This window comes from Micromonospora sp. DT178, assembly GCF_049841695.1.
Lineage (GTDB): Bacteria > Actinomycetota > Actinomycetes > Mycobacteriales > Micromonosporaceae > Micromonospora.
The window spans coordinates 17,261-36,177 of the sequence record NZ_JBNCKV010000002.1 but is presented as its reverse complement, the minus strand read 5'-3'; the positions used below and the strand labels follow the sequence as shown (position 1 = coordinate 36,177).

Genomic DNA, 18,917 nt, shown 5'->3' with positions numbered 1-18,917 from the left:
GGCTCGCCTCGACCAGCCCCGCCGGCATCGCCTCCCGGAACGCCGCCGACGTGCCGAGCCCACCGGGCCGGACCGGCCGGCGGCACCGGCGCGGGGTCAGGGGTGGGTCATCCGGAGCAGGTCGAGCGCCTCGTCGAGCTGGGTCTCGGTCAGCTTGCCCGAGTCGACGTGCCCCCGGGAGACGACCACCTCACGGATCGAGACCTGCTTGGCCAGCGCCTCCTTGGCGATCGAGGCGGCCTCGTCGTACCCGAGGTGACGGTTGAGCGGGGTGACGATCGACGGCGAGCCCTCGGCGTACGCCAGGCAGACCTCGGCGTCCGCGACCAGGCCGACCACCAGGCGGTCGGCAAAGAGCCGGCTCGACGCGGCGAGCAGGCGGACCGACTCCAGCAGGTTGCGACCCATCACGGGGAGCATGACGTTCAGCTCGAAGTCGCCCTGGGAGCCGGCGAACCCGACGGCGGCGTCGTTGCCGATCACCTGGGCGCAGACCTGCCGCACCGCCTCGGCGACCACCGGGTTCACCTTGCCCGGCATGATCGACGAGCCGGGCTGGAGGTCGGGGATGCGCAGCTCGCGCAGGCCGGCGCGGGGGCCCGAACCCATCCAGCGGATGTCGTTGGCGATCTTGTAGAGACCGACGGCGACCGTACGCAGCTGCCCGGAGGTCTCCACCAGCGCGTCCCGGGCGCCCTGCGCCTCGAAGTGGTTGCGCGCCTCGGTCAGCGGCAGCCCGGTCGAGCCACGCAGCTTCTCGATGACCTTCGCGGCGAAGCCGAGCGGGGTGTTGATGCCGGTGCCCACCGCCGTGCCGCCCAGCGGCAGCTCGGCCAGCCGGGGCAGCGCCCCCTCCAGCCGCTCGATGCCGTAGCGGACCTGGGCGGCGTACCCGCCGAACTCCTGCCCGAGGGTCACCGGGGTGGCGTCCATCAGGTGGGTACGCCCGGCCTTCACCACGGTCTCGAACTCCGCCGCCTTGCCCTCCAGGGCCTCCGCCAGGTGGGTCAGCGCGGGCAACAGGTCCCGCGCGACCGCCTCGGTGGCGGCCAGGTGGATCGAGGACGGGAAGACGTCGTTGCTGGACTGCGACGCGTTCACGTCGTCGTTCGGGTGCACGTCCCGGCCCAGTTCCCGGCTCGCCAGCGTCGCGATGACCTCGTTGGTGTTCATGTTCGACGACGTGCCGGAACCGGTCTGGAACACGTCGATCGGGAACTGGTCGTCGTAGCCGCCGTCGGCCACGTGCGCGGCGGCGGCGGCGATCGCCGCCGCCACGTTCGCGTCGATCACGCCCAGCTCGCCGTTGACCTCGGCCGCCGCCCCCTTGATCTGGGCCAGCGCCCGGATCTGGGCCGGCTCGATGCCCCGGCCGGAGATCGGGAAGTTCTGCACCGCGCGCTGGGTCTGCGCCCGCCACAGCGCCTCGGCGGGCACCTCCACCTCGCCCATCGAGTCGCGTTCGATCCGGTAGCCCGTCGCCTCTGGAGTCGTCACGCGTACCATCCTGCCGCCTCGACGAGGGACTCGCAGATGATCGCCGACTCCAGCTCGGCCGAAAGTCTGGCGCTTGGCATCAACTGATTGATTTAAACTCGCGAAAATTCTGCCTCTTCGATGGAGGGCTCCAACTTGCACAACAACGGGGGTTCCGCCGGCGTGCCCGTCGCACGCCACCGGCGCGTTCCGCGCCGACTCCTGGCCACCGGCCTCGCCACCCTGCTCGCCGCCACCGGCGCGCTGGCCGTCACCGCACAGCCCGCCTCGGCCGGCCTCACCTTCCTCCGTCCCACCAGCGTCGCCGTCACGGACGCCGAGCGACCCACCGGCACCTTCCCCTCCACCGACGGCACCGTGCCGGTCGGCACCTGGAACGACGCCGAGGGCGGCAACCACACCTCCCGGGCGTACTTCACCTTCGACCTGACCCGGTACCACGGGCAGCGCATCATCAGCGCCCGCGCCATCACCGGCGAGAAGACGGTCAACAACTGCGACAAGCCGCGACAGCTGGAACTGTGGCGGACCGACACTCCGGCCACCCCGCCGACGTGGAAGAACGCGCCCACCGCCCGGGCGAAGATCGCCGATCTGAGCCTGCCGGACGCGCCCTGCCCCTGGAGCTACCTCTCCAGGCTGATCACCGAGACCGTCGCCACCGCGGTCAACGGGCAGCAGGACACCCTGACCCTCATGATCCGGGTCGGCGACGCGGAGGAGTCCCTCCACTACGGGCGGCGGATCACCAACCTCGGCCTCTCGCTGGAGCACAACGCCACTCCGGACGCGCCCGGCAAGCTGAGCGTCAGCGGCGTCGCCTGCACGGACGCCACGTTCGTCGGCACCACCACGCCCGAGCTCCAGGCTGAGCTGACCGACCCGGACGTCAACGAGACCGGCGGCAGCGACCAGGTGACGGCGACCTTCGCCTGGTGGCCGGTGGACCGGCCCACCGAGCGGACCGAGTTCACGTGGCCCAGCTCGATGTACGCGCCCGCCCGGTTCCGGTACGTCGTGCCGCAGGGGCAGCTGGCCGACGGCGGGCGCTACGCCTTCGCCGTCCGCGCGACCGACCAGTACGGGGACACCTCGGCCTGGTCGCCGGAGTGCCGGTTCACGGTCGACACCCGCAAGCCGGCGGAGCCGACGGTCGTCTCGACGGACTTCCCGCGCTACCCGGAACAGTCCGTCGGCGGGCCGAACGTCCCGGGCCGGTTCACCCTGGGCGCCAACGGCTCCGACGACGTCGTCCGCTACCAGTACTGGGGTTACGACGGATACGGGCAGGTCGCCGCCGACGGGCTCGGCGGCGGCGCCACCTTCACCTACACCCCGAAGCGTTCCGGTCCGCACCGGATCGAGGTGTACAGCGTGGACCGGACCGGCAACCGGTCCGCCACGGTCGACTACCAGTTCTGGGTCCGGGACACCGCGCCCCGGGTCACCGACGGCAACCCGGAGGGTCGGCTGGGCCAGCCGCGGGAGATCACCTTCTCTCCGGTGATGGCGGACGTGACCGAGTACGTGTGGTGGTTCAACGGCGAGGAGCGCACCGTCGCGGCCGACGCCGCCGGCGTCGCCACGGTGACGGTGATCCCGACCGAGATCCAGAACACGCTGCGGGTGCAGAGCCGCACCAGCGGCGGCGTGCCCTCCGGCGACGCGCAGTACGCCTTCCACGTCCGGACCTCACCCTTCGTCAGCTCCCCGAACTGGCCGGACAACGGGTGGCCCGGTACGCCGGCGGGCACCGAGGGGACCTTCGTGTTCCGGCCGGCGATGGACGACGTCGTCGAGTACGTCTACAGCTTCGACGGCGGCGACCCGCAGACCGTGGCGGCCGGCCCGGACGGCAGCGTGACGATCAACTACACCCCGCGCGACGTGTCCAATCAGACCCTCGAGGTGTTCAGCCGGACCAGTGCCGGGGTGCAGTCGGAATCCACCTACTACTCGTTCCACGCGGCCTCCGTCGCCCCCGAGGTGAATTCGGAGGTGTACCCGCGGAACCTGACCGGCGGCGGGCCCGGGGCCCCGGGCGCGTTCACGTTTACGCCGCACGCCGGCACGAGCGGCGTCACCTCGTACGTGTACCAGTTCGCGAACGAGCCGGAGCGGACGGTCGAGGCCGGCGCCGACGGCACCGCCACCATCCATTGGACTCCGCAGACCTTCAACACCGAGTACGGCGGCTGGACCCAGCTCGTGGTGCGGGCCAGGACGGCCGGCGGGATCGTCACGGACGCCCAGTACTACTCGTTCCGGGTCGACCCGAAGAGCCCGCTGGTCGCCTCGGACGTGTTCGGCCACCAGGGCGGGGTGGTGGTCGGCCAGACCGGCGAGTTCGTCTTCACCAGCCAGCTGGCCGGCAGCACCGAGTTCGTCTACTCCATCGACAGCGGCCCGGAACGCACCGTCGCGGTCGGCGCGGACGGCACGGCCCGGGTGACGTGGACGGCGGACTCGCCGTACAGCCACAACATCACCGTCCGGAGCCGGACGGCGGCCGGGGTGGTCTCCGGCGAGGTGTACTACGGCTTCTGGATCGACTGGAGCTGACCACGGGAACGTCGAGGGGGTGCCGGGCAGCACGCCCGGCGCCCCCTTCGCGTACGCGGCAGGGACCGACCGGCGCACGGGGTCGGTCGAAAGTCGGGCGCCGGCACCGGGACCAGGCACTTAAGATCGTGGAAGTATTCACACTCCATCGGAGGGTCTTCCACCTTGCACGAAGAACGGGGTTCCACCGGCGTGCCCGCCGTACGCCGTCGGCGCGCTCCGCGCCGGTTCCTCACCACCGGGCTCACCGCACTACTCACCGCCACCGGGGCGGTCGCCGTCACCGCCCAGCCCGCCGTCGCCGCACCGGCCCACTGGGTCCCGCCGACGAGCGTGAGCTACACGGACGCGCGGCAGCAGGGCGCGGCCTTCACCACCACCACCGAGGCGGACGTCCCGGTCGGCACCCTGGAGACCGCCGGGGTCAAGCACACGACCAGGGCCTACCTCACGTTCGACCTGACGCCCTACCGGGGCAAGGAGATCATCGACGCCACGCTGCGCACCGGGGAGTCGGCGGTAGTGGACTGCGACCGGCCGCGCGAGCTGGAGCTGTGGCGCACCGATTCGCCGGCGACCGCGCCGACCTGGGACGACGCGCCGACCGTACGGGAGAAGGTCGGCGACCTCGGTCCCACCGCCCCCTGCCCGGCGGCCCACCTCGAACTGCCGCTCACGCGGACCGTGCAGCAGGCGGTCGACTCCGGGCGGGACTCGCTCACCCTGATGATCCGGGTCCCCGGGGACCACGAGGAGAACAAGCACCACGGTCGGCGGCTGCGGACGCCGGGCATCTCGCTGACCGCGAACGCCGCGCCCGACGTGCCGGGCGCCCTCACCGTCGCCGGGCGGGACTGCGCCGGCGACCACGTCGTCGACACCGCCACGCCGACCCTCACCGCCGAGGTCACCGACCCGGACGCGAGCGGGTCCGGCCTCGTTGAGCAGGTGACGGCGACCTTCGCGTGGTGGCCGGTCGACCGGCCCGACGAGCGGACGGAGTGGACCTCGGGGACGTTCTCCGCGCCGCGCCGCTTCCAGTACACGGTGCCGGCCGGCGCGATGGTCGACGGCGGCAGCTACGCCTTCGCGGTCCGCGCGGCCGACCAGCACGCCACCTCCGCCTGGTCGGCGGAGTGCCGGTTCGCCGTCGACACCACCAGCCCCGCCCAGCCGACGGTCAGTTCCACGGACTACCCGGCCGACGACGGCTGGTACGGCGGTCCCGGCATCCCGGGCCGGTTCACCTTCTCCGCCGGCGGCGACACCGACACGGTGCGATTCCGCTACACCGTGTTCGGGCAGCCGGCGACCGACGTGGCGGCCGACGTCCCGGGCGGCTCGGCGACCGTCGCCCTCACCCCCGACCGGGACGGGCCGAGGACGCTCACCGTCGAGGCGGTGGACCTCGCGGGCAACCGCTCCACGCCCACGAGCTACGTGTTCCGGGTGCGCACCACCAGCCCGACCATCACCGACGCCAACCCGACGGCCGGGTACGGCCAGCCGCGCACCCTGACGTTCGCGCCCCGGATGGAGGGCGTCGTCGAGTACACGTACCGGCTCGACGACGGGCCGGAGCAGACCGTCCCGGCGGCCGCTGACGGCACGGCCACCGTCACGGTCACGCCGACGAAGCCGGGCTACAACACCGTGTACGTCCGCAGTCGCACGGCCGGTGACCTGCCGTCCGGCGAGGGCAGCTACCGGTTCCACCTGGCGACCAAGCCCACGGTCAGCTCCGTCGAGTACCCGATCAACAAGATCCAGGGGGCGGTCGCCGGCACGCCGGGGACGTTCGTCCTCCAGGCCGGCATGCCCGGGGTGACGGAGTTCGTCTACTCCTTCGACGGCCGTCCGGCGCAGACGGTCGCGGCGGGCGCAGACGGGTCGGCGTCGGTGGGGTACACCCCGACGACCGCCGGGATCCACCGGGTCACCGTCCACACGCGGACCGCCGACGGCATCGTGTCGGAGACCTTCAGCGGCACCTTCTACGCCAGCCGGGCCAGCTGACGTAGGGCAACGACGAGGGGCGCCGGGCCACCGCCCGGCGCCCCTTCGCGTACGCGTGGATCAGCGCCGACCGACCGTCAGCACCGGCTTGGTGACCTCGGCGAAGAAGTCGTTGCCCTTGTCGTCGACCACGATGAAGGCCGGGAAGTCCTCCACCTGGATCTTCCAGACCGCCTCCATGCCCAGCTCCGGGTATTCCAGGACCTCGACGTGCTTGATGCAGTCCTGGGCGAGCCGGGCGGCCGGGCCACCGATCGAGCCGAGGTAGAAGCCGCCGTGCTGCTGGCAGGAGCGGGTGACCTGGGCGGAGCGGTTGCCCTTGGCGAGCATGACCTGCGAGCCGCCCGCGGCCTGGAACTTCTCCACGTACGCGTCCATCCGGCCGGCGGTGGTCGGGCCGAACGAGCCGGACGCGTAGCCCTCCGGCGTCTTGGCCGGGCCGGCGTAGTAGACCGCGTGGTCGCGCAGGTACTGCGGCATCGGCTCACCGGCGTCCAGCCGCTCCGCGATCTTGGCGTGCGCGATGTCGCGGGCCACCACGAGCGGGCCGGTCAGCGACAGCCGGGTCTTCACCGGGTACTTCGACAGCTCCGCGCGGATCTCGTCCATCGGCCGGTTGAGGTCGACGCGGACCACCTCGGACGCGTCGAGCGTCTCGTCGGTGACGTCGGGCAGGTAGCGCGCCGGGTCGGTCTCGAGCCGCTCCAGCCACACGCCCGACGGGGTGATCTTGGCGACCGCCTGCCGGTCGGCCGAGCAGGAGACGGCGATCGCCACCGGGCAGGACGCGCCGTGCCGGGGCAGCCGGACCACCCGCACGTCGTGGCAGAAGTAGCGCCCGCCGAACTGCGCGCCGATGCCGAAGTTGCGGGTCAGCTCCAGCACCTCCGCCTCCAGCTCCAGATCGCGGAAGCCGTGCGCGCTCATCGAACCGGACGTGGGCAGCGCGTCGAGGTACTTGGCGCTGGCGTACTTGGCGGTCTTCAGGGCGTACTCGGCGGAGGTGCCGCCGATGACGACGGCGAGGTGGTACGGCGGGCAGGCGGCGGTGCCGATCAGCCGCAGCTTCTCCTCCAGGAACTGCATCATCCGCGTGGGGTTCAGCAGCGCCTTGGTCTCCTGGTAGAGGTACGACTTGTTGGCCGAGCCGCCGCCCTTGGCCATGAAGAGGAACTTGTACGCGTCGGGCTGCCCGTCCGGGTCCTCCGCGTAGAGCTCGACCTGGGCCGGCAGGTTGCTGCCGGTGTTGCGCTCCTCCCACATGGTCAGCGGGGCGAGCTGCGAGTAGCGCAGGTTGAGCCGGGTGTAGGCCTGGTAGACGCCGCGCGAGACGGCTTCGGCGTCGCTGCCGTCGGTGAGCACGTGCCGGCCGCGCTTGCCCATCACGATCGCGGTGCCGGTGTCCTGGCACATCGGCAGCACGCCGCCGGCCGCGATGTTGGCGTTGCGCAGCAGGTCGAGCGCGACGAACCGGTCGTTCGGCGAGGCCGCCGGATCGTCGATGATCGACCGCAGCTGGGCCAGGTGCGCGGGGCGCAGGTAGTGCGCGATGTCGTGCATCGCCTCGGCGGTCAGCGCGGTGAGCGCGGTCGGCTCCACGGTGAGGAACCGGCGACCCCCCGGCCCGTTGACGACGTCGACGCCCTCGTCGGTGACCAGGCGGTATTCCGTCTGGTCGGGGCCGGTCGGCAGCAAGGGAGCGTACGAGAACGCGGCGGCACTGCTCATGAGCGGAAAGCCTAGGGCAGAAGAGTCGATCAGTCCCACCCGCCGGGTGGGTCCTGGGACGACGCTCTCACCCGGGGCAGAGCTCCCGCTTCGGGCCGCAGCTGTCCTCCGGCCCGGGGACGCCCGCCGTGCCGCCGGGACCGGGTACGCCGCCGTCGCGCGGCGGGGCGGGGGCGCCCGGCACCCCGCCGAAGCGGACGTAGCCGATCTCCCGCCCCTCGCCGATGACCATGCCCCTCGGGCCGACGGCGAGGGCGTTCGCGGAGGTGCGCAGGCTCGCCAGTTCCCGCCCGGTACGCGGGTCCAGCGCCACCAGCCGGGACGGCTTCTCGTCGGCGATCACGGCCGCGTACGGGGTGAGTGCCGCGCCGGCCTTCGCCCCGGTCGGGCGGGTCCACCGGACCCGCCCGGCGCCCAGCTCCCGGCCGACCACCGCGCGCTTGTCGGCCGACCGGACCAGGGCGTACCGGTCGTCGACCGCGAGCAGCTTCTCCCCGGCGGAGGTCACCAGCAGCAGCCGCCCGTCGTAGCCGTCGAGGACCGCCTCGCGGGCGTCGGGGGCCACCCCGATCAGCACGTTGCGCGCGCCGTGCGGGTCCTCCCGCTGCACGCAGCCGGCGTTGTCGGCGGTCCGCAGGTTGATCCCGGCCCGCCGCCACGTCTCCTGGCCGGTCGCCGGGTCGCGGCCGGAGATGGCGAAGTAGCAGGTGCCGTCCTGGGAGCGGGCGGTGATCCGCAGCAGCCGGCCACCGACCACCGACAGCCGCTCGTCGCGGCCGGGCTCGACGTCCTGGAGCACCCGCCCGGTGGCGGTGTCGAGGACGTGCACCCGGCCGTCGATGGGGAAGCCGAGCAGCGGCGGCACGGGCTCCGGGCCGGCCACCTCGTCGTCGATCCGAACGGCGTCGAGCCGGCGGGTGTCGAGCAGCCCCGGGTTGTCGCCGAGCAGCCCGCTGCGCACCCCGGGCACGAAGGCCGTCCAGAGCGGGGCGGTGCCGCGCGCGTCCCAGGCGCTCACCGTGCAGTCGGTGGCCTCGACGCAGCGGGCGTCGAGCAGCATGTTGCGGTACGTCCAGACGGCCACCGCGTCGCCGTTGCGCCGCCGCGTGGCGCCGGTCGTCGGGTCCAGCACCTCGTACCCCTTGACCAGCAGCTTGCCCACGACGACGACCGGGTCCCGGTCGCCGCCGGCCACCGCGGCCCAGTCGGCCTTGCGCTCCCACAGCTGGGCGCCGGTGGCCAGGCTGCGCGCCTCCACGCGGGTGCGCTGCTCGACCACCACGGTGTCGCCGGCGATGGTCACGCTGCGCGGGGTGCCGCCGACGCGCTGCTGCCAGACCACGTCCGGCTCGGAGATCGGCTCGCTGCGGTCGACCCACTCCCACACCCCGGGGAACGGGTTCCACACTCCGGTGGCGGCGAGCGCGACGACCACGACGAGCGCGAGCAGCAGCCCGCCACGCCACCCCCCGAGGCCGCCCGCCTTCGCCACACGCACACGGTAGCGACGACCGCAGCGCCGCCGCTCTCCCGCGCCGCCGTGTCGCCGCCCTTTCTCGCGTGCCCGAGGGCGTACGGGAGGGGCTCCGGCCCGCTGCTCAGCGCTGGGCGGCGGAGCGGATCAGGGGGAGGGTGCGGTAGGGGATCTGCTCGGCCAGGGCGATGATCGTCGAGGCGCGGCGGATGCCCTCGTACGAGACGATCTGGTCGATCACCCGCTGGAGGTCGGTGTTCGAGCGGGCCACGATCCGGCAGAGCAGGTCGCTGGAACCGGTGATGGTGTGCGCCTCCAGCACCTCCGGGATCGCGGCCAGGTGCGCGGCGACCTTGTCGTGCCCGTGCCGCTGGCTGATCTCCAGGGTGACGAAGCTGGTGACCCCGAACCCGATCGCCGCCGGGGTGATCTCCGGCCCGAACCCCGAGATGACGCGCCGCTCGACGAGCTTGTCCAGCCGGGCCTGCACCGTGCCCCGGGCGACCCCGAGACGTCGGGAGCACTCCAGCACCCCGATGCGCGGCTCCTCGGCGAGCAGTTCGATCAACCGCGCGTCGAGGGCATCGAGCTGTACACCTTGACCAGCACTCATGGTGTATCACCCTACTTAATGCGCAACCTGACCAGGCGTTGGCGCGACAGTTGCCCAGTACGGCACTCCACCGCGATCCTCGCCACAGGAACCCGGCACACGACCAACGGCGGCGGCCACGGGGCCGACCGGAACTTGAGGGAGACCGCGATGACCCAGGCGATCGACCGACCCCAGGCGACCGACGACGTCGACGTCGACGTGCTCGTCGGCGCCGTGGACCACGACATCAGCCGCGACCCGTTCCCGGTCAAGGGCCTCGACCACGTGCACTTCCTGGTGGGCAACGCCAAGCAGGCCGCGCACTACTACTCCACCGCGTTCGGCATGACCTGCGTGGCGTACCGGGGCCCCGAGCAGGGCTACCGGGACCACGCCCAGTACGTGCTGACCAGCGGCTCGGCCCGGTTCGTGCTGACCGGCGCGGTCCGCCCGGACGCCGAGGGCGCCGAGCACGTCGCGAGGCACAGCGACGGTGTCTCCGACATCGCGCTGGAGGTGCCGGACGTCGACGCCGCGTACGCGCACGCCACCGCGCAGGGCGCCACCGGCCTGCTCGAACCGCACGACGTCAGCGACGAGCACGGCACCGTACGGCTGGCCGCCATCGCGGCGTACGGCGACACCCGGCACACCCTGGTCGACCGGTCCCGCTACACCGGCCCGTTCCTGCCCGGGTTCGTGGCCCGCAAGCCGATCGTGGACCGGCAGCCGATGATCGACGCCGGCCTCCAGCCGAAGCGGTTCTTCCAGGCCGTCGACCACGTGGTCGGCAACGTCGAGCTCGGCCGGATGGACGAGTGGGTCGAGTTCTACAAGCGCGTCATGGGCTTCTCGAACATGGCCGAGTTCATCGGCGACGACATCGCCACCGACTACTCGGCGCTGATGAGCAAGGTCGTCGCGAACGGCACCCGCAAGGTGAAGTTCCCGCTCAACGAGCCGGCGATCGCCCGCAAGAAGTCGCAGATCGACGAGTACCTGGAGTTCTACCAGGGCCCGGGCGCCCAGCACATCGCCGTGGCCACCAACGACATCCTGGCCAGCGTCGACGCGATGCGCGCCGCCGGCGTCGAGTTCCTCGACACCCCCGACTCGTACTACGACGACCCGGAGCTGCGCGCCCGGATCGGCCAGGTGCGGGTGCCGATCGAGGAGCTGAAGGCCCGCAAGATCCTGGTCGACCGGGACGAGGACGGCTACCTGCTCCAGATCTTCACCAAGCCGGTGCAGGACCGCCCGACGGTCTTCTTCGAGCTGATCGAGCGGCACGGCTCGCTCGGCTTCGGCAAGGGCAACTTCAGGGCGCTCTTCGAGGCCATCGAGCGGGAGCAGGAAGCGCGCGGCAACCTGTAACACTGACGAGCGTGACGCAGCCTCCGACGTACCCGACGCCGCCGGCCGGTGGGCCCCCGCCCGCCGCCGGCGGCTTCGCGCCGCCCTCCGGTCCCGCCAGTCAGGGGTACGCGGTGCCGCCGCAGCACGCCCCGCCCGGCCAGGTCCCGCCCCCGGGCTGGACGCCGCCGCCCCCGGGCTGGGCCGGGCCGCCCCGCCCGGCCCCGGCGCTCGGACCGGGCGGCCGGCCGCTCGCCAGCTTCGGCGACCGGCTGCTCGCCGCGCTGATCGACGGCGCGGTGAGCACGGCGGTGGCGATGGTCCTCTTCCTGCCGCCGTTCCTGATCCTGTTCTGGAACATGATGGACGACCTGACCCGGACCAACCCGGACGGCACTCTCGCCGAGCCCGACCCCGCGTCGTTCCTGACCGACTTCATGCTGCCGATCCTGCTGCTCGAACTGGGCCTGGTGGTGGTGATGCTCGGGCTCTACTGGCTCTACCACGTGGAGTACATGAAGCGCACCGGGCAGACGTTCGGCAAGCGGATGATGAAGCTGCGGATCGTGCCGCTCGACCCGGCCGCCACGCTCGACCGGCGGATGGCCGGCAGGCGGTACGCCGTGCAGTACCTGGCCGCCGCTTTCCTGCCCGGCCTCAGCTACCTCGACGGGCTCTGGCAGCTGTGGGACAAGCCCTGGCAGCAGTGCCTCCACGACAAGTTCGCCGGCACCGTCGTCGTTAAGGTGTCTGCGTGAGCGAGCGCAGCGAGGCCAGGCCATGAGTGTCGGACCGGGGTGGTACGTCGACCCGGCCGATCCGGAGACCCGACGCTACTGGGACGGCGAGGGCTGGATCGGCGCGCCGATCCCCGTCGACGCCACCCCGCCCGAGGGGCCGCCGCCGGCCGAGCCGCCACCCGCGCCCGCCCCGACGTCGCCTGCGGCCCCGGTCCCCGCGCCGGGCGCCCCCGCGGGCGGGCCACCCCAGCCGGGGCAGCCGCAGCCGGGCCAGCCCTATCCCTGGCAGCCGCCGCAGGGGCACGGCCAACCGCAGGGCCCGCCGCCCGGCGGCGCTCCGCCGCCCGGCTGGCCACCCGGCGGCTGGCCCGGACGACCGCCGGAGCCGCGCCCGCACGGGCTCCCGCTGGCCGGGTTCGGCGCCCGGCTGGTCGCCCGGCTGATCGATTTCACGATCGTCTTCGCGCTGAACGCCGTGGTGAACGGCTGGTTCGTCTGGCGGCTGGTCGAGGAGGTCACGCCGTACTGGCGGGAGGTGTTCCGGCGGGCGATGGCGGGCGACAGCTCCACCGACAACCTGCCGCAGCCCAGCGAGCAGGCCGGCGGCCTCCAGGTCGTCATCCTGCTGATCGCCACGGCGCTCTGGCTCGCGTACGAGGTGCCGACGACGGCCTCGGGCGGGCAGACGTTCGGCAAGCGGCTGGTCGGCGTCAAGGTGGTGCCGATGAGCGCGAACGAGCCGCTCGGCTTCGGCCGGGCGCTGCGCCGGTGGAACACCCTCGGCCTGCCCACCCTGCTCTGGTACTGCTGCGGCCTCGGCCTGCTGCTCCAGCTCGTCGACGCGCTCTCCCCGCTCTTCGACCACCCCCTGCGTCAGGCGCTGCACGACAAGCGGGCGCAGACCGTGGTGGTCCAGCTTCCCCGCGGCAACCGCACCACCACGGGCGAGCGCGCCACGCCGGACGACCGCACCACCACGCGCGAACCCACCACCACGGGCGAGCGCACCCCCGACGACCGCACCGACCCCTCGGGAGACACCCCATGACCGACCCTGGACGTCACCAGCCGGCGCTGCGGCTGACCCGCCCCGACCTGGACGCGCTGCCCAACTACGTGCCCGGCCGCAGCCCGGCCGACCTGGCCCGCGAGCTGGGCCTCCCCGAGGCGATCAAGCTGGCCAGCAACGAGGTGCCGTACGGGCCGGTGCCCGGCGTGGTGGAGGCCGTCGCCCAGGCCGTCGCCGGAGTGCACCGCTACCCGGACATGGGCGCGCTCGCGCTGCGCGAGGCGCTGTCCGAGCGGTACGGCGTGGACGTCGACCGGATCGCCACCGGCTGCGGGTCGGTGGCGCTGGCCGAGCACCTCGTCCGGGCCACCTGCCTGCCCGGCGACGAGTTCCTCTACGCGTGGCGCTCCTTCGAGGCGTACCCGATCATCGCGGCGACCAGCGGTGCGACAAGCGTGCGGGTGCCCAACGACGCCGGGCACGGGCACGACCTGGCGGCGATGGCGGCGGCGGTCACCGACCGGACCCGGCTGATCGTGGTCTGCAACCCGAACAACCCCACCGGAACGTCGGTGCGCCGGGCGGAACTGGACCGGTTCCTGGACACGGTCGGCGAGGACGTGCTGGTCGTGATCGACGAGGCGTACCGCGAGTTCGTCACCGACCCGGAGGTGCCGGACGGCCTCACCTACCTCGACCGGCCGAACGTGGCCGTGCTGCGCACGCTCTCCAAGGCCTGGGGCCTGGCCGGCCTGCGGATCGGCTTCCTGGTCGCCCACCCGACGGTGGCGGCGGCCGTGCGCAAGGTCGTGACGCCGTTCTCCAGCAACATGGCCGCGCAGGCGGGCGCGCTCGCCGCGCTGGCGCAGGAGGACGAGGTGCGGCGGCGGTGCGCCCTCGTGGTGGCCGAGCGCGACCGCGTGACGGAGGCCCTGCGCAAGCTCGTCGCCGACGTGCCGGACAGTCAGGCGAACTTCGTCTGGCTGCCGCTGGGCGACCGGGCCGTGGACTTCGGCAAGGCGTGCGAGGCGCGGGGCGTGATCGTCCGGCCGTTCCCTGGCGACGGGGTCCGGGTCACCATCGGCACCCCGGCCGAGAACGACGCCTTCCTGGCGGCGGCGGAGGCCGCGCTGGCCTGAGGCAGGTGCCGGTCCGGTCCGCCATCCCCTCGCGGACCGGACCGGCAGTCTCCGGCGACCGCCACCGGCCCGGAGCCGCGCTCTCAGGCGGCGGAACGGGTATTGGCGCCGCGGTGGACGGCGCCCACCGGGTCGGTCGGCGCGGCGTCGGCCGGCGACGCGGTGACGAGGATGAGGATCGCGCCCAACAGGGCAGCCAGGAGACGCACAAAGGGACTGTAAGTAACTTATGTCCGTTTTGTCGAGCACCCGGGCCCAGTCGGCGTTTCACGTCGCGGCGAAGACCAACGGCTCCGAGGTCAGGTAGTACCGCTGGTCGTCCGCCGTCGGGTCGACCGGCTTGCGGAGCCGCTCCACGGCCACGAACCCGCCGGCCGCGTACGCCGCGCCGGGCGCCCAGCCGATCCCGTCCGAGCCCACGTTGAGCGCGAAGAAGGACCGCTGCGCCCCCGTCGCCGGGTCCAGCGTCACGAGGTCGTTCGTCTCCGTCAGCAGGTGCACCCGGTCGGGCTGGACGGCGAGCAGCCGCGCCTGCGGCAGGTCGGGACGCCGCCACAACTCCGCGCCCGTACGCGCCGAGCGGCCGACCGCCACCCCGTCCACGACCGCCACGGCCGTCCCGCCGACGAGTTCGGCGTCCGGCCGGTCCAGGGCCGGGGCGGCGACCGGCTCACCGGCGCCGAGCAGCCAGCCCCGGCCCGCGTCGTCGCCCGGCCTCGCCGTCCGCAACCCGGTGCACCCCGTCCGGCCGGTGCCGCAGCCCACCGGCGTCGCCACCAGCTCATCGCCGGCGGCCGGCGGGCGCCAGCGCAGCCCGACCGCCCCGGTCGCGGTGTCGCGGAACTCCACCACCGCCGGCCCCGCGCAGGAGTCGACGATGATCAGGTGCCCCGACGCGGTCGTGCCGAGCGCGTCCCGGCACCCGGCGACCGTGTCGCCCGGTGGCACCGTGACGGTGACGTGGGACTGCCACAGTTCGCGGCCGTCGGCCAGATCCACGGCACTCATCCGCTCCGCCCCGGCCGCCACCACCGCCTGCCGGCCGTCGGACGCCCGGGCCACGAGAAGCCCTCGGGGATCCCAGACCGTCGCCGCGCCGGTGCGCCGGACCATCCGCTCCCCGGCCGGCGCCGGCCCGTCCGCCCGCCAGGCGACCCGGCCCGTCCGCGCGTCCAGCGCCACCAGCCGCCCGTCCGACCAGCGGGTGACCACAGTCGTTCCGCTCGCCACGACCCCGTCGAGCGCCGCCGGCCAGCGACGGTACGACCAGTACGGGGTGGTCCGGTGCCGGCCGTCGACCGGGCGGTCGGCGTAGACCTGGCGGTGGGCCGCGTAGACCCGCAGCCGGCCGTCCACGACGAGCGGGGCGACGGGGAGCCGGCCGATCACACCGGCGGAGGGGGACACGGCCGGCGGATACCCGGCGCGGGCGGGCGTGACGACCTCGGCGGGGGCGAGCACCCGGTAGACCGTCGTCGCGACGGCGACGGTGCCGAGCAGCGCCGCGACCGCCACCGCGATCCGCCGCCGGCCGTTCGGGAACCCCATGCCGCACCTCCGCCCGGCACCCTACCCAGCGGAGCCGGTCAGGGCCCTGTCAGGTCACCGGCGGACGGGCGTGCCGGCGGCGGCCCCTGCCGGGCCACGCACGCGGCGCGCCGCATTGCCCGTGCACTCGTCCCAGGCCGCCCCGCGTGCGCCTCAGGCCGCCTCGGTCGCGTTGGCGGCCGCCGCGGCGGCCAGGTCGGCGAGATCCTGCCGCAGCGCGCGCTCGACCGCCCGGGCCGCCAGCCCGCCGAGCAGCAGCGCGACCACCCGGCCGTACGGGGCGGTCGGCACCGCCTCCTGCTCGACCGTGACGGCGGTGCAGCCCCGGCGACGCCGCTCGACCGGGCGCAGCGTCCAGGTGATCCGGTAGTCCACGCCGGCGCCCCGCGAGCCGAGCACCAGCCGTCGGGGCGGCTCGGCCTCGATGACGACGAACTCCTCGACCAGCGCGGTGCCGTCGGGCTGGGAACGGGTCTCCCGCCACACGGTGCCCGGACCGAACCGGCCGGGGGTGAGCACCTCCACCGGCCCGGTGAAGCGCCGGGTGCGGGTGGTCAGGTCGGTCAGCAGCCGCCAGAGGTCGACGTCGTGCGCCTCCACGAACTCCGTGACCGCCACCGTCGACATGCCACCTCCCGTGGCCTCGACGGTACGCCGGGTGAGCGCGGATCGGGGCCCCCGGAGCGGATTTTCCACCGCCGGGAGCCCCGATCCGGAGCGGTCGACCCGTCAGCGACCGAACTGGCCGGCCCGGATCGCGCCGACGAAGGCCGCCCACCCCGGCGGGCTGACCGCCAGCGTGGGGCCCGCCTGGTCCTTGGAGTCGCGTACGCCCACCACGCCGAGGGCGTCGACCAGGTTGTCCGCCACCTCCACGCAGAGGCCCTGGTCGTTGGAGCGGCTGCTGGTACGCCAGACCGCGCCCGGGAGATCGTTCATCGTCGTCACCTTCCTGTCGTCGGTACGCCAACCGGCGGCCGGGCCGGGACCGGAAGGGGCGTCCGGTCCGGCCCGGCGCGGCATGGCACGGAATCCGCGACGATCAACGCGCAAGCGACGGTCCCCGGTCGCACCAACTGTGCGACCGGGGACCGTCGATGATCGGAAGGTGGGTCAGCGGGCGGCGAGGACCTTCCCGGTCACCTCGCCCAGGGCGATCGTGGTGCCGTCCGGGCCGGGCGCGGTGGCGGTGATCGTCACCGTGTCGCCGTCCTCCAGGAACGTGCGGGTCTCGCCCCCGGCGAACTTCACCGGCTCGGTCCCGCCCCAGGTGAGTTCCAGGAACGAGCCGACCTGTCCCCGTTCCGGCCCGGAGACGGTGCCCGAGGCGTAGAGGTCGCCCGTGCGCAGCGAGGCGCCGTTGACCGTGAGGTGGGCCAACTGCTGGGCCGGCGTCCAGTACATGGTGGCGAACGGCGGCTCGCTGACCCGCTCGCCGTTCCACTCCACCGACAGGCGCAGGTCCAGCCCGACGTGCGGCACGTCGCGCAGGTAGTCGGCGACCGGCGGGTCCTGGTCGGGGGCGGGGACGAAGGCGTCGCCCAGCGCGTCCAGCGGGGTCACCCAGGCCGCGACCGAGGTGGCGAAGGACTTGCCCAGGAACGGGCCGAGGGGCTGGTACTCCCAGGCCTGGATGTCGCGGGCCGACCAGTCGTTGACCAGCACGACGCCGAAGACGTGATCGGCGAAGTCCTCGGTCGGCACCCGGCCGCCCAGCGGGCTGGGCACGCCGACCACGAAGCCGACCTCGGCCTCGATGTCGAGGCGTACGGACGGGCCGGTGACCGGGCCCTGCGGGGTGGCCCGCTGCCCGCTCGGCCGCACCACCGGGGTGCCGGAGACGACCACCGTGCCGGCCCGGCCGTGGTAGCCGATCGGCAGGTGCTTCCAGTTGGGCAGCAGCGGCGGCTGGCCGGGGCGGAAGATCTGGCCCACGTTGGACGCGTGGTGCTCGGAGGAGTAGAAGTCGACGTAGTCGGCGACCTCGAAGGGCAGCTGCATCCGCACCTCGGCCAGCGGCACCAGCAGCGGCTCCACCGCCGCCCGGTGGGCGGCGTCGGTGAGCAGCTCGGTCACCCGCTGCCGGACGGCCGTCCACTGCGGACGACCGAGGGCCATGAAGTCGTTGAGGGTGGGCCGACCCAGCGTCCCGGCCGCCAGCACCAGGCCGGCCTCCTCCGCGCCGGCCAGGTCGAGCACGAAGTCGCCGATGCGTACGCCGACGCGCGGCGCGCCCTCCGCGCGGCGGAACACCCCGTACGGCAGGTTGGTCACCCCGTACGGCGAACCGTCGGCACCAGTCACCCACGTCATGCGTCGAAGCCCCCGTTCACCAGCCCCAGCCGGATCAGATCGGTCAGTGGTTCCAGGATGCTGCACGAGCCGAAGCCGATCCACAGCGGGCGCGGGCCGTCCAGCCCGGCCTCGGCGTACTGCACCAGCGGGCGCGGGTCGGTCGCGGTGAGCACCTCGGCGACCCGCTCCACGGTGGCGCCCCCGGCGGCCGCCAGCGTCGCCGCCAGCACGTTGACGAAGCCGTGGTGGGTGAAGCCGGTCTCCGGGTCGAGGTGCCGGACCGCCTGGTGCAACCCGGCGGTCAGCTTGAACGGCAGGCCCCGGTCCCGACAGGCGCAGATCACGGCGGCCAGCTCCGCCGGGGTCGGGAACAGCTCGGCGGCCAGCCCGCCGGTGCGGAACTTCGCGGCGATCGGCACCCCCTCGGCGCGGGCGGCGGCGAGCGCGTCCAGCGCCCCCATCAGCCCGAACGTGAGGGGCAGCTCGGCGTAGACGGCGTCGAGGGCGGCCGGGCCGGCACCGGCCCGGCGGGCCAGCGCCACCAGCTCGGTCAGGCCGGGCAGCGGGTCCTCGCCGCGCCGGGCCACCGCCGCCTCCACCTGGCGTACGCGGATGCGCGGGTCGGCCGTGCTCCGCACCTCGTCGAGCCGGTCGAGGGGCACGTCGCCGATCACACCGACCGCGATCCGCTCGTCGGCGCCGAGCAGGCCCGCCAGCTCGGGCAGCCTCGTGGCGGGGGCCAGGAGCGGGCCGACCAGGTCGGCGTACCAGGAGGTGCGGTGCCGCCGGTGCGCGGCGACGGCGTCGGGCAGCGGCGCGCTGCCGGGCGGGAAGACGGCGGCGTCGTCGACGAGGCCGTCGAGAAGCGCGGGCACCTGCGTTGACACGAGACAAGAATGTACGGGACGCTACAAGGAACGGACAACAGCGTCCGATTATCGGACGCCATTGGATCGGTGAA

At 73.6% G+C, this 18,917-nt stretch carries 16 protein-coding genes; 6 read left to right on the top strand and 10 right to left on the bottom strand.

Annotation, left to right across the window (positions count from 1 at the left end; all coding sequences use genetic code 11):
• Window positions 1–96: 96 nt before the first annotated feature.
• Window positions 97–1,506, bottom strand: coding sequence for a class II fumarate hydratase (locus ACLQ22_RS03885; protein ID WP_425691097.1), 1,410 nt, complete (start codon window positions 1,504–1,506; stop codon window positions 97–99).
• Window positions 1,507–1,659: 153 nt separating this feature from the next.
• Between ACLQ22_RS03885 and ACLQ22_RS03880 the strand changes: the two genes are divergently transcribed.
• Both ACLQ22_RS03880 and ACLQ22_RS03875 read left to right on the top strand, forming a co-directional pair.
• A complete protein-coding gene (locus ACLQ22_RS03880) occupies window positions 1,660–4,059 on the top strand; it encodes a hypothetical protein (protein WP_425691096.1) in 2,400 nt (799 codons plus the stop codon).
• Window positions 4,060–4,224: 165 nt separating this feature from the next.
• Entirely contained in the window at window positions 4,225–6,075 is a 1,851-nt protein-coding gene (locus tag ACLQ22_RS03875; RefSeq protein ID WP_425691095.1) for a DNRLRE domain-containing protein, read from the top strand.
• Between the two features lie 60 nt (window positions 6,076–6,135).
• Here ACLQ22_RS03875 and ACLQ22_RS03870 read toward each other — a convergent pair whose 3' ends face one another.
• The 3 genes from ACLQ22_RS03870 to ACLQ22_RS03860 all read right to left on the bottom strand — a co-directional run bounded on the left by ACLQ22_RS03870 (window position 6,136) and on the right by ACLQ22_RS03860 (window position 9,890).
• A complete protein-coding gene (locus ACLQ22_RS03870; RefSeq protein ID WP_425691094.1) occupies window positions 6,136–7,803 on the bottom strand; it encodes a fumarate hydratase in 1,668 nt (555 codons plus the stop codon).
• A gap of 67 nt (window positions 7,804–7,870) precedes the next feature.
• Window positions 7,871–9,295 carry a PQQ-binding-like beta-propeller repeat protein gene (locus ACLQ22_RS03865; RefSeq protein WP_121401538.1) on the bottom strand — a complete coding sequence of 475 codons (1,425 nt, stop codon included), beginning with the start codon at window positions 9,293–9,295 and terminating at the stop codon, window positions 7,871–7,873.
• A gap of 106 nt (window positions 9,296–9,401) precedes the next feature.
• Window positions 9,402–9,890, bottom strand: a complete 489-nt coding sequence (locus ACLQ22_RS03860) for an Lrp/AsnC family transcriptional regulator (RefSeq protein WP_121401539.1) — start codon at window positions 9,888–9,890, stop codon at window positions 9,402–9,404.
• Window positions 9,891–10,040: 150 nt separating this feature from the next.
• Here ACLQ22_RS03860 and hppD point away from each other — a divergent pair, with 150 nt between their 5' ends.
• From hppD to hisC, 4 genes are read left to right on the top strand one after another with little or no spacing between them, the layout of a single operon-like run.
• Complete coding sequence (gene hppD / locus ACLQ22_RS03855) at window positions 10,041–11,246, top strand: 4-hydroxyphenylpyruvate dioxygenase (protein WP_425691093.1); 1,206 nt, start codon at window positions 10,041–10,043, stop codon at window positions 11,244–11,246.
• An 11-nt stretch (window positions 11,247–11,257) separates the two neighbouring features.
• On the top strand, window positions 11,258–11,983 hold the full coding sequence (locus ACLQ22_RS03850) for an RDD family protein (protein ID WP_425691092.1): 726 nt from the start codon (window positions 11,258–11,260) through the stop codon (window positions 11,981–11,983).
• A 22-nt stretch (window positions 11,984–12,005) separates the two neighbouring features.
• Complete coding sequence (locus tag ACLQ22_RS03845; protein ID WP_425691091.1) at window positions 12,006–13,013, top strand: RDD family protein; 1,008 nt, start codon at window positions 12,006–12,008, stop codon at window positions 13,011–13,013.
• Window positions 13,010–14,113, top strand: a complete 1,104-nt coding sequence (gene hisC, locus ACLQ22_RS03840; RefSeq protein ID WP_121401543.1) for a histidinol-phosphate transaminase — start codon at window positions 13,010–13,012, stop codon at window positions 14,111–14,113. Before ACLQ22_RS03845 ends, hisC begins: the two co-directional genes overlap by 4 nt.
• A gap of 83 nt (window positions 14,114–14,196) precedes the next feature.
• Here hisC and ACLQ22_RS03835 read toward each other — a convergent pair whose 3' ends face one another.
• From ACLQ22_RS03835 to ACLQ22_RS03810, 6 genes are all read right to left on the bottom strand, one after another.
• Entirely contained in the window at window positions 14,197–14,322 is a 126-nt protein-coding gene (locus ACLQ22_RS03835; protein ID WP_425691090.1) for a hypothetical protein, read from the bottom strand.
• A gap of 58 nt (window positions 14,323–14,380) precedes the next feature.
• A complete protein-coding gene (locus ACLQ22_RS03830; RefSeq protein WP_425691089.1) occupies window positions 14,381–15,661 on the bottom strand; it encodes a PQQ-binding-like beta-propeller repeat protein in 1,281 nt (426 codons plus the stop codon).
• A gap of 153 nt (window positions 15,662–15,814) precedes the next feature.
• Window positions 15,815–16,288: an SRPBCC family protein gene (locus ACLQ22_RS03825; RefSeq protein ID WP_121401548.1), complete on the bottom strand. Its 474-nt coding sequence runs from the start codon at window positions 16,286–16,288 to the stop codon at window positions 15,815–15,817.
• Between the two features lie 102 nt (window positions 16,289–16,390).
• The gene (locus ACLQ22_RS03820; protein ID WP_132239904.1) at window positions 16,391–16,600 is read right to left on the bottom strand and encodes a DUF397 domain-containing protein; all 210 of its coding nucleotides are present in this window, start codon (window positions 16,598–16,600) and stop codon (window positions 16,391–16,393) included.
• 174 nt (window positions 16,601–16,774) lie between these two features.
• The gene (gene fahA / locus ACLQ22_RS03815; RefSeq protein ID WP_366640168.1) at window positions 16,775–17,974 is read right to left on the bottom strand and encodes a fumarylacetoacetase; all 1,200 of its coding nucleotides are present in this window, start codon (window positions 17,972–17,974) and stop codon (window positions 16,775–16,777) included.
• Window positions 17,971–18,843: a hypothetical protein gene (locus ACLQ22_RS03810; protein WP_425691088.1), complete on the bottom strand. Its 873-nt coding sequence runs from the start codon at window positions 18,841–18,843 to the stop codon at window positions 17,971–17,973. The genes fahA and ACLQ22_RS03810 overlap by 4 nt, the downstream gene beginning before the upstream one ends.
• Between the last annotated feature and the right edge of the window lie 74 nt (window positions 18,844–18,917).

Excerpts from the sequence above, each read along its gene's own strand:
- ACLQ22_RS03885 (WP_425691097.1), bottom strand. The coding sequence starts at position 1,506 with ATGGTACGCGTGACGACTCCAGAGGCGACGGGCTACCGGATCGAACGC.
- ACLQ22_RS03870 (WP_425691094.1), bottom strand. The coding sequence starts at position 7,803 with ATGAGCAGTGCCGCCGCGTTCTCGTACGCTCCCTTGCTGCCGACCGGC.
- ACLQ22_RS03860 (WP_121401539.1), bottom strand. The coding sequence starts at position 9,890 with ATGAGTGCTGGTCAAGGTGTACAGCTCGATGCCCTCGACGCGCGGTTG.
- hppD (WP_425691093.1), top strand. The coding sequence starts at position 10,041 with ATGACCCAGGCGATCGACCGACCCCAGGCGACCGACGACGTCGACGTC.
- ACLQ22_RS03845 (WP_425691091.1), top strand. The coding sequence starts at position 12,006 with ATGAGTGTCGGACCGGGGTGGTACGTCGACCCGGCCGATCCGGAGACC.
- hisC (WP_121401543.1), top strand. The coding sequence starts at position 13,010 with ATGACCGACCCTGGACGTCACCAGCCGGCGCTGCGGCTGACCCGCCCC.
- ACLQ22_RS03830 (WP_425691089.1), bottom strand. The coding sequence starts at position 15,661 with ATGGGGTTCCCGAACGGCCGGCGGCGGATCGCGGTGGCGGTCGCGGCG.
- ACLQ22_RS03825 (WP_121401548.1), bottom strand. The coding sequence starts at position 16,288 with ATGTCGACGGTGGCGGTCACGGAGTTCGTGGAGGCGCACGACGTCGAC.
- ACLQ22_RS03820 (WP_132239904.1), bottom strand. The coding sequence starts at position 16,600 with ATGAACGATCTCCCGGGCGCGGTCTGGCGTACCAGCAGCCGCTCCAAC.
- fahA (WP_366640168.1), bottom strand. The coding sequence starts at position 17,974 with ATGACGTGGGTGACTGGTGCCGACGGTTCGCCGTACGGGGTGACCAAC.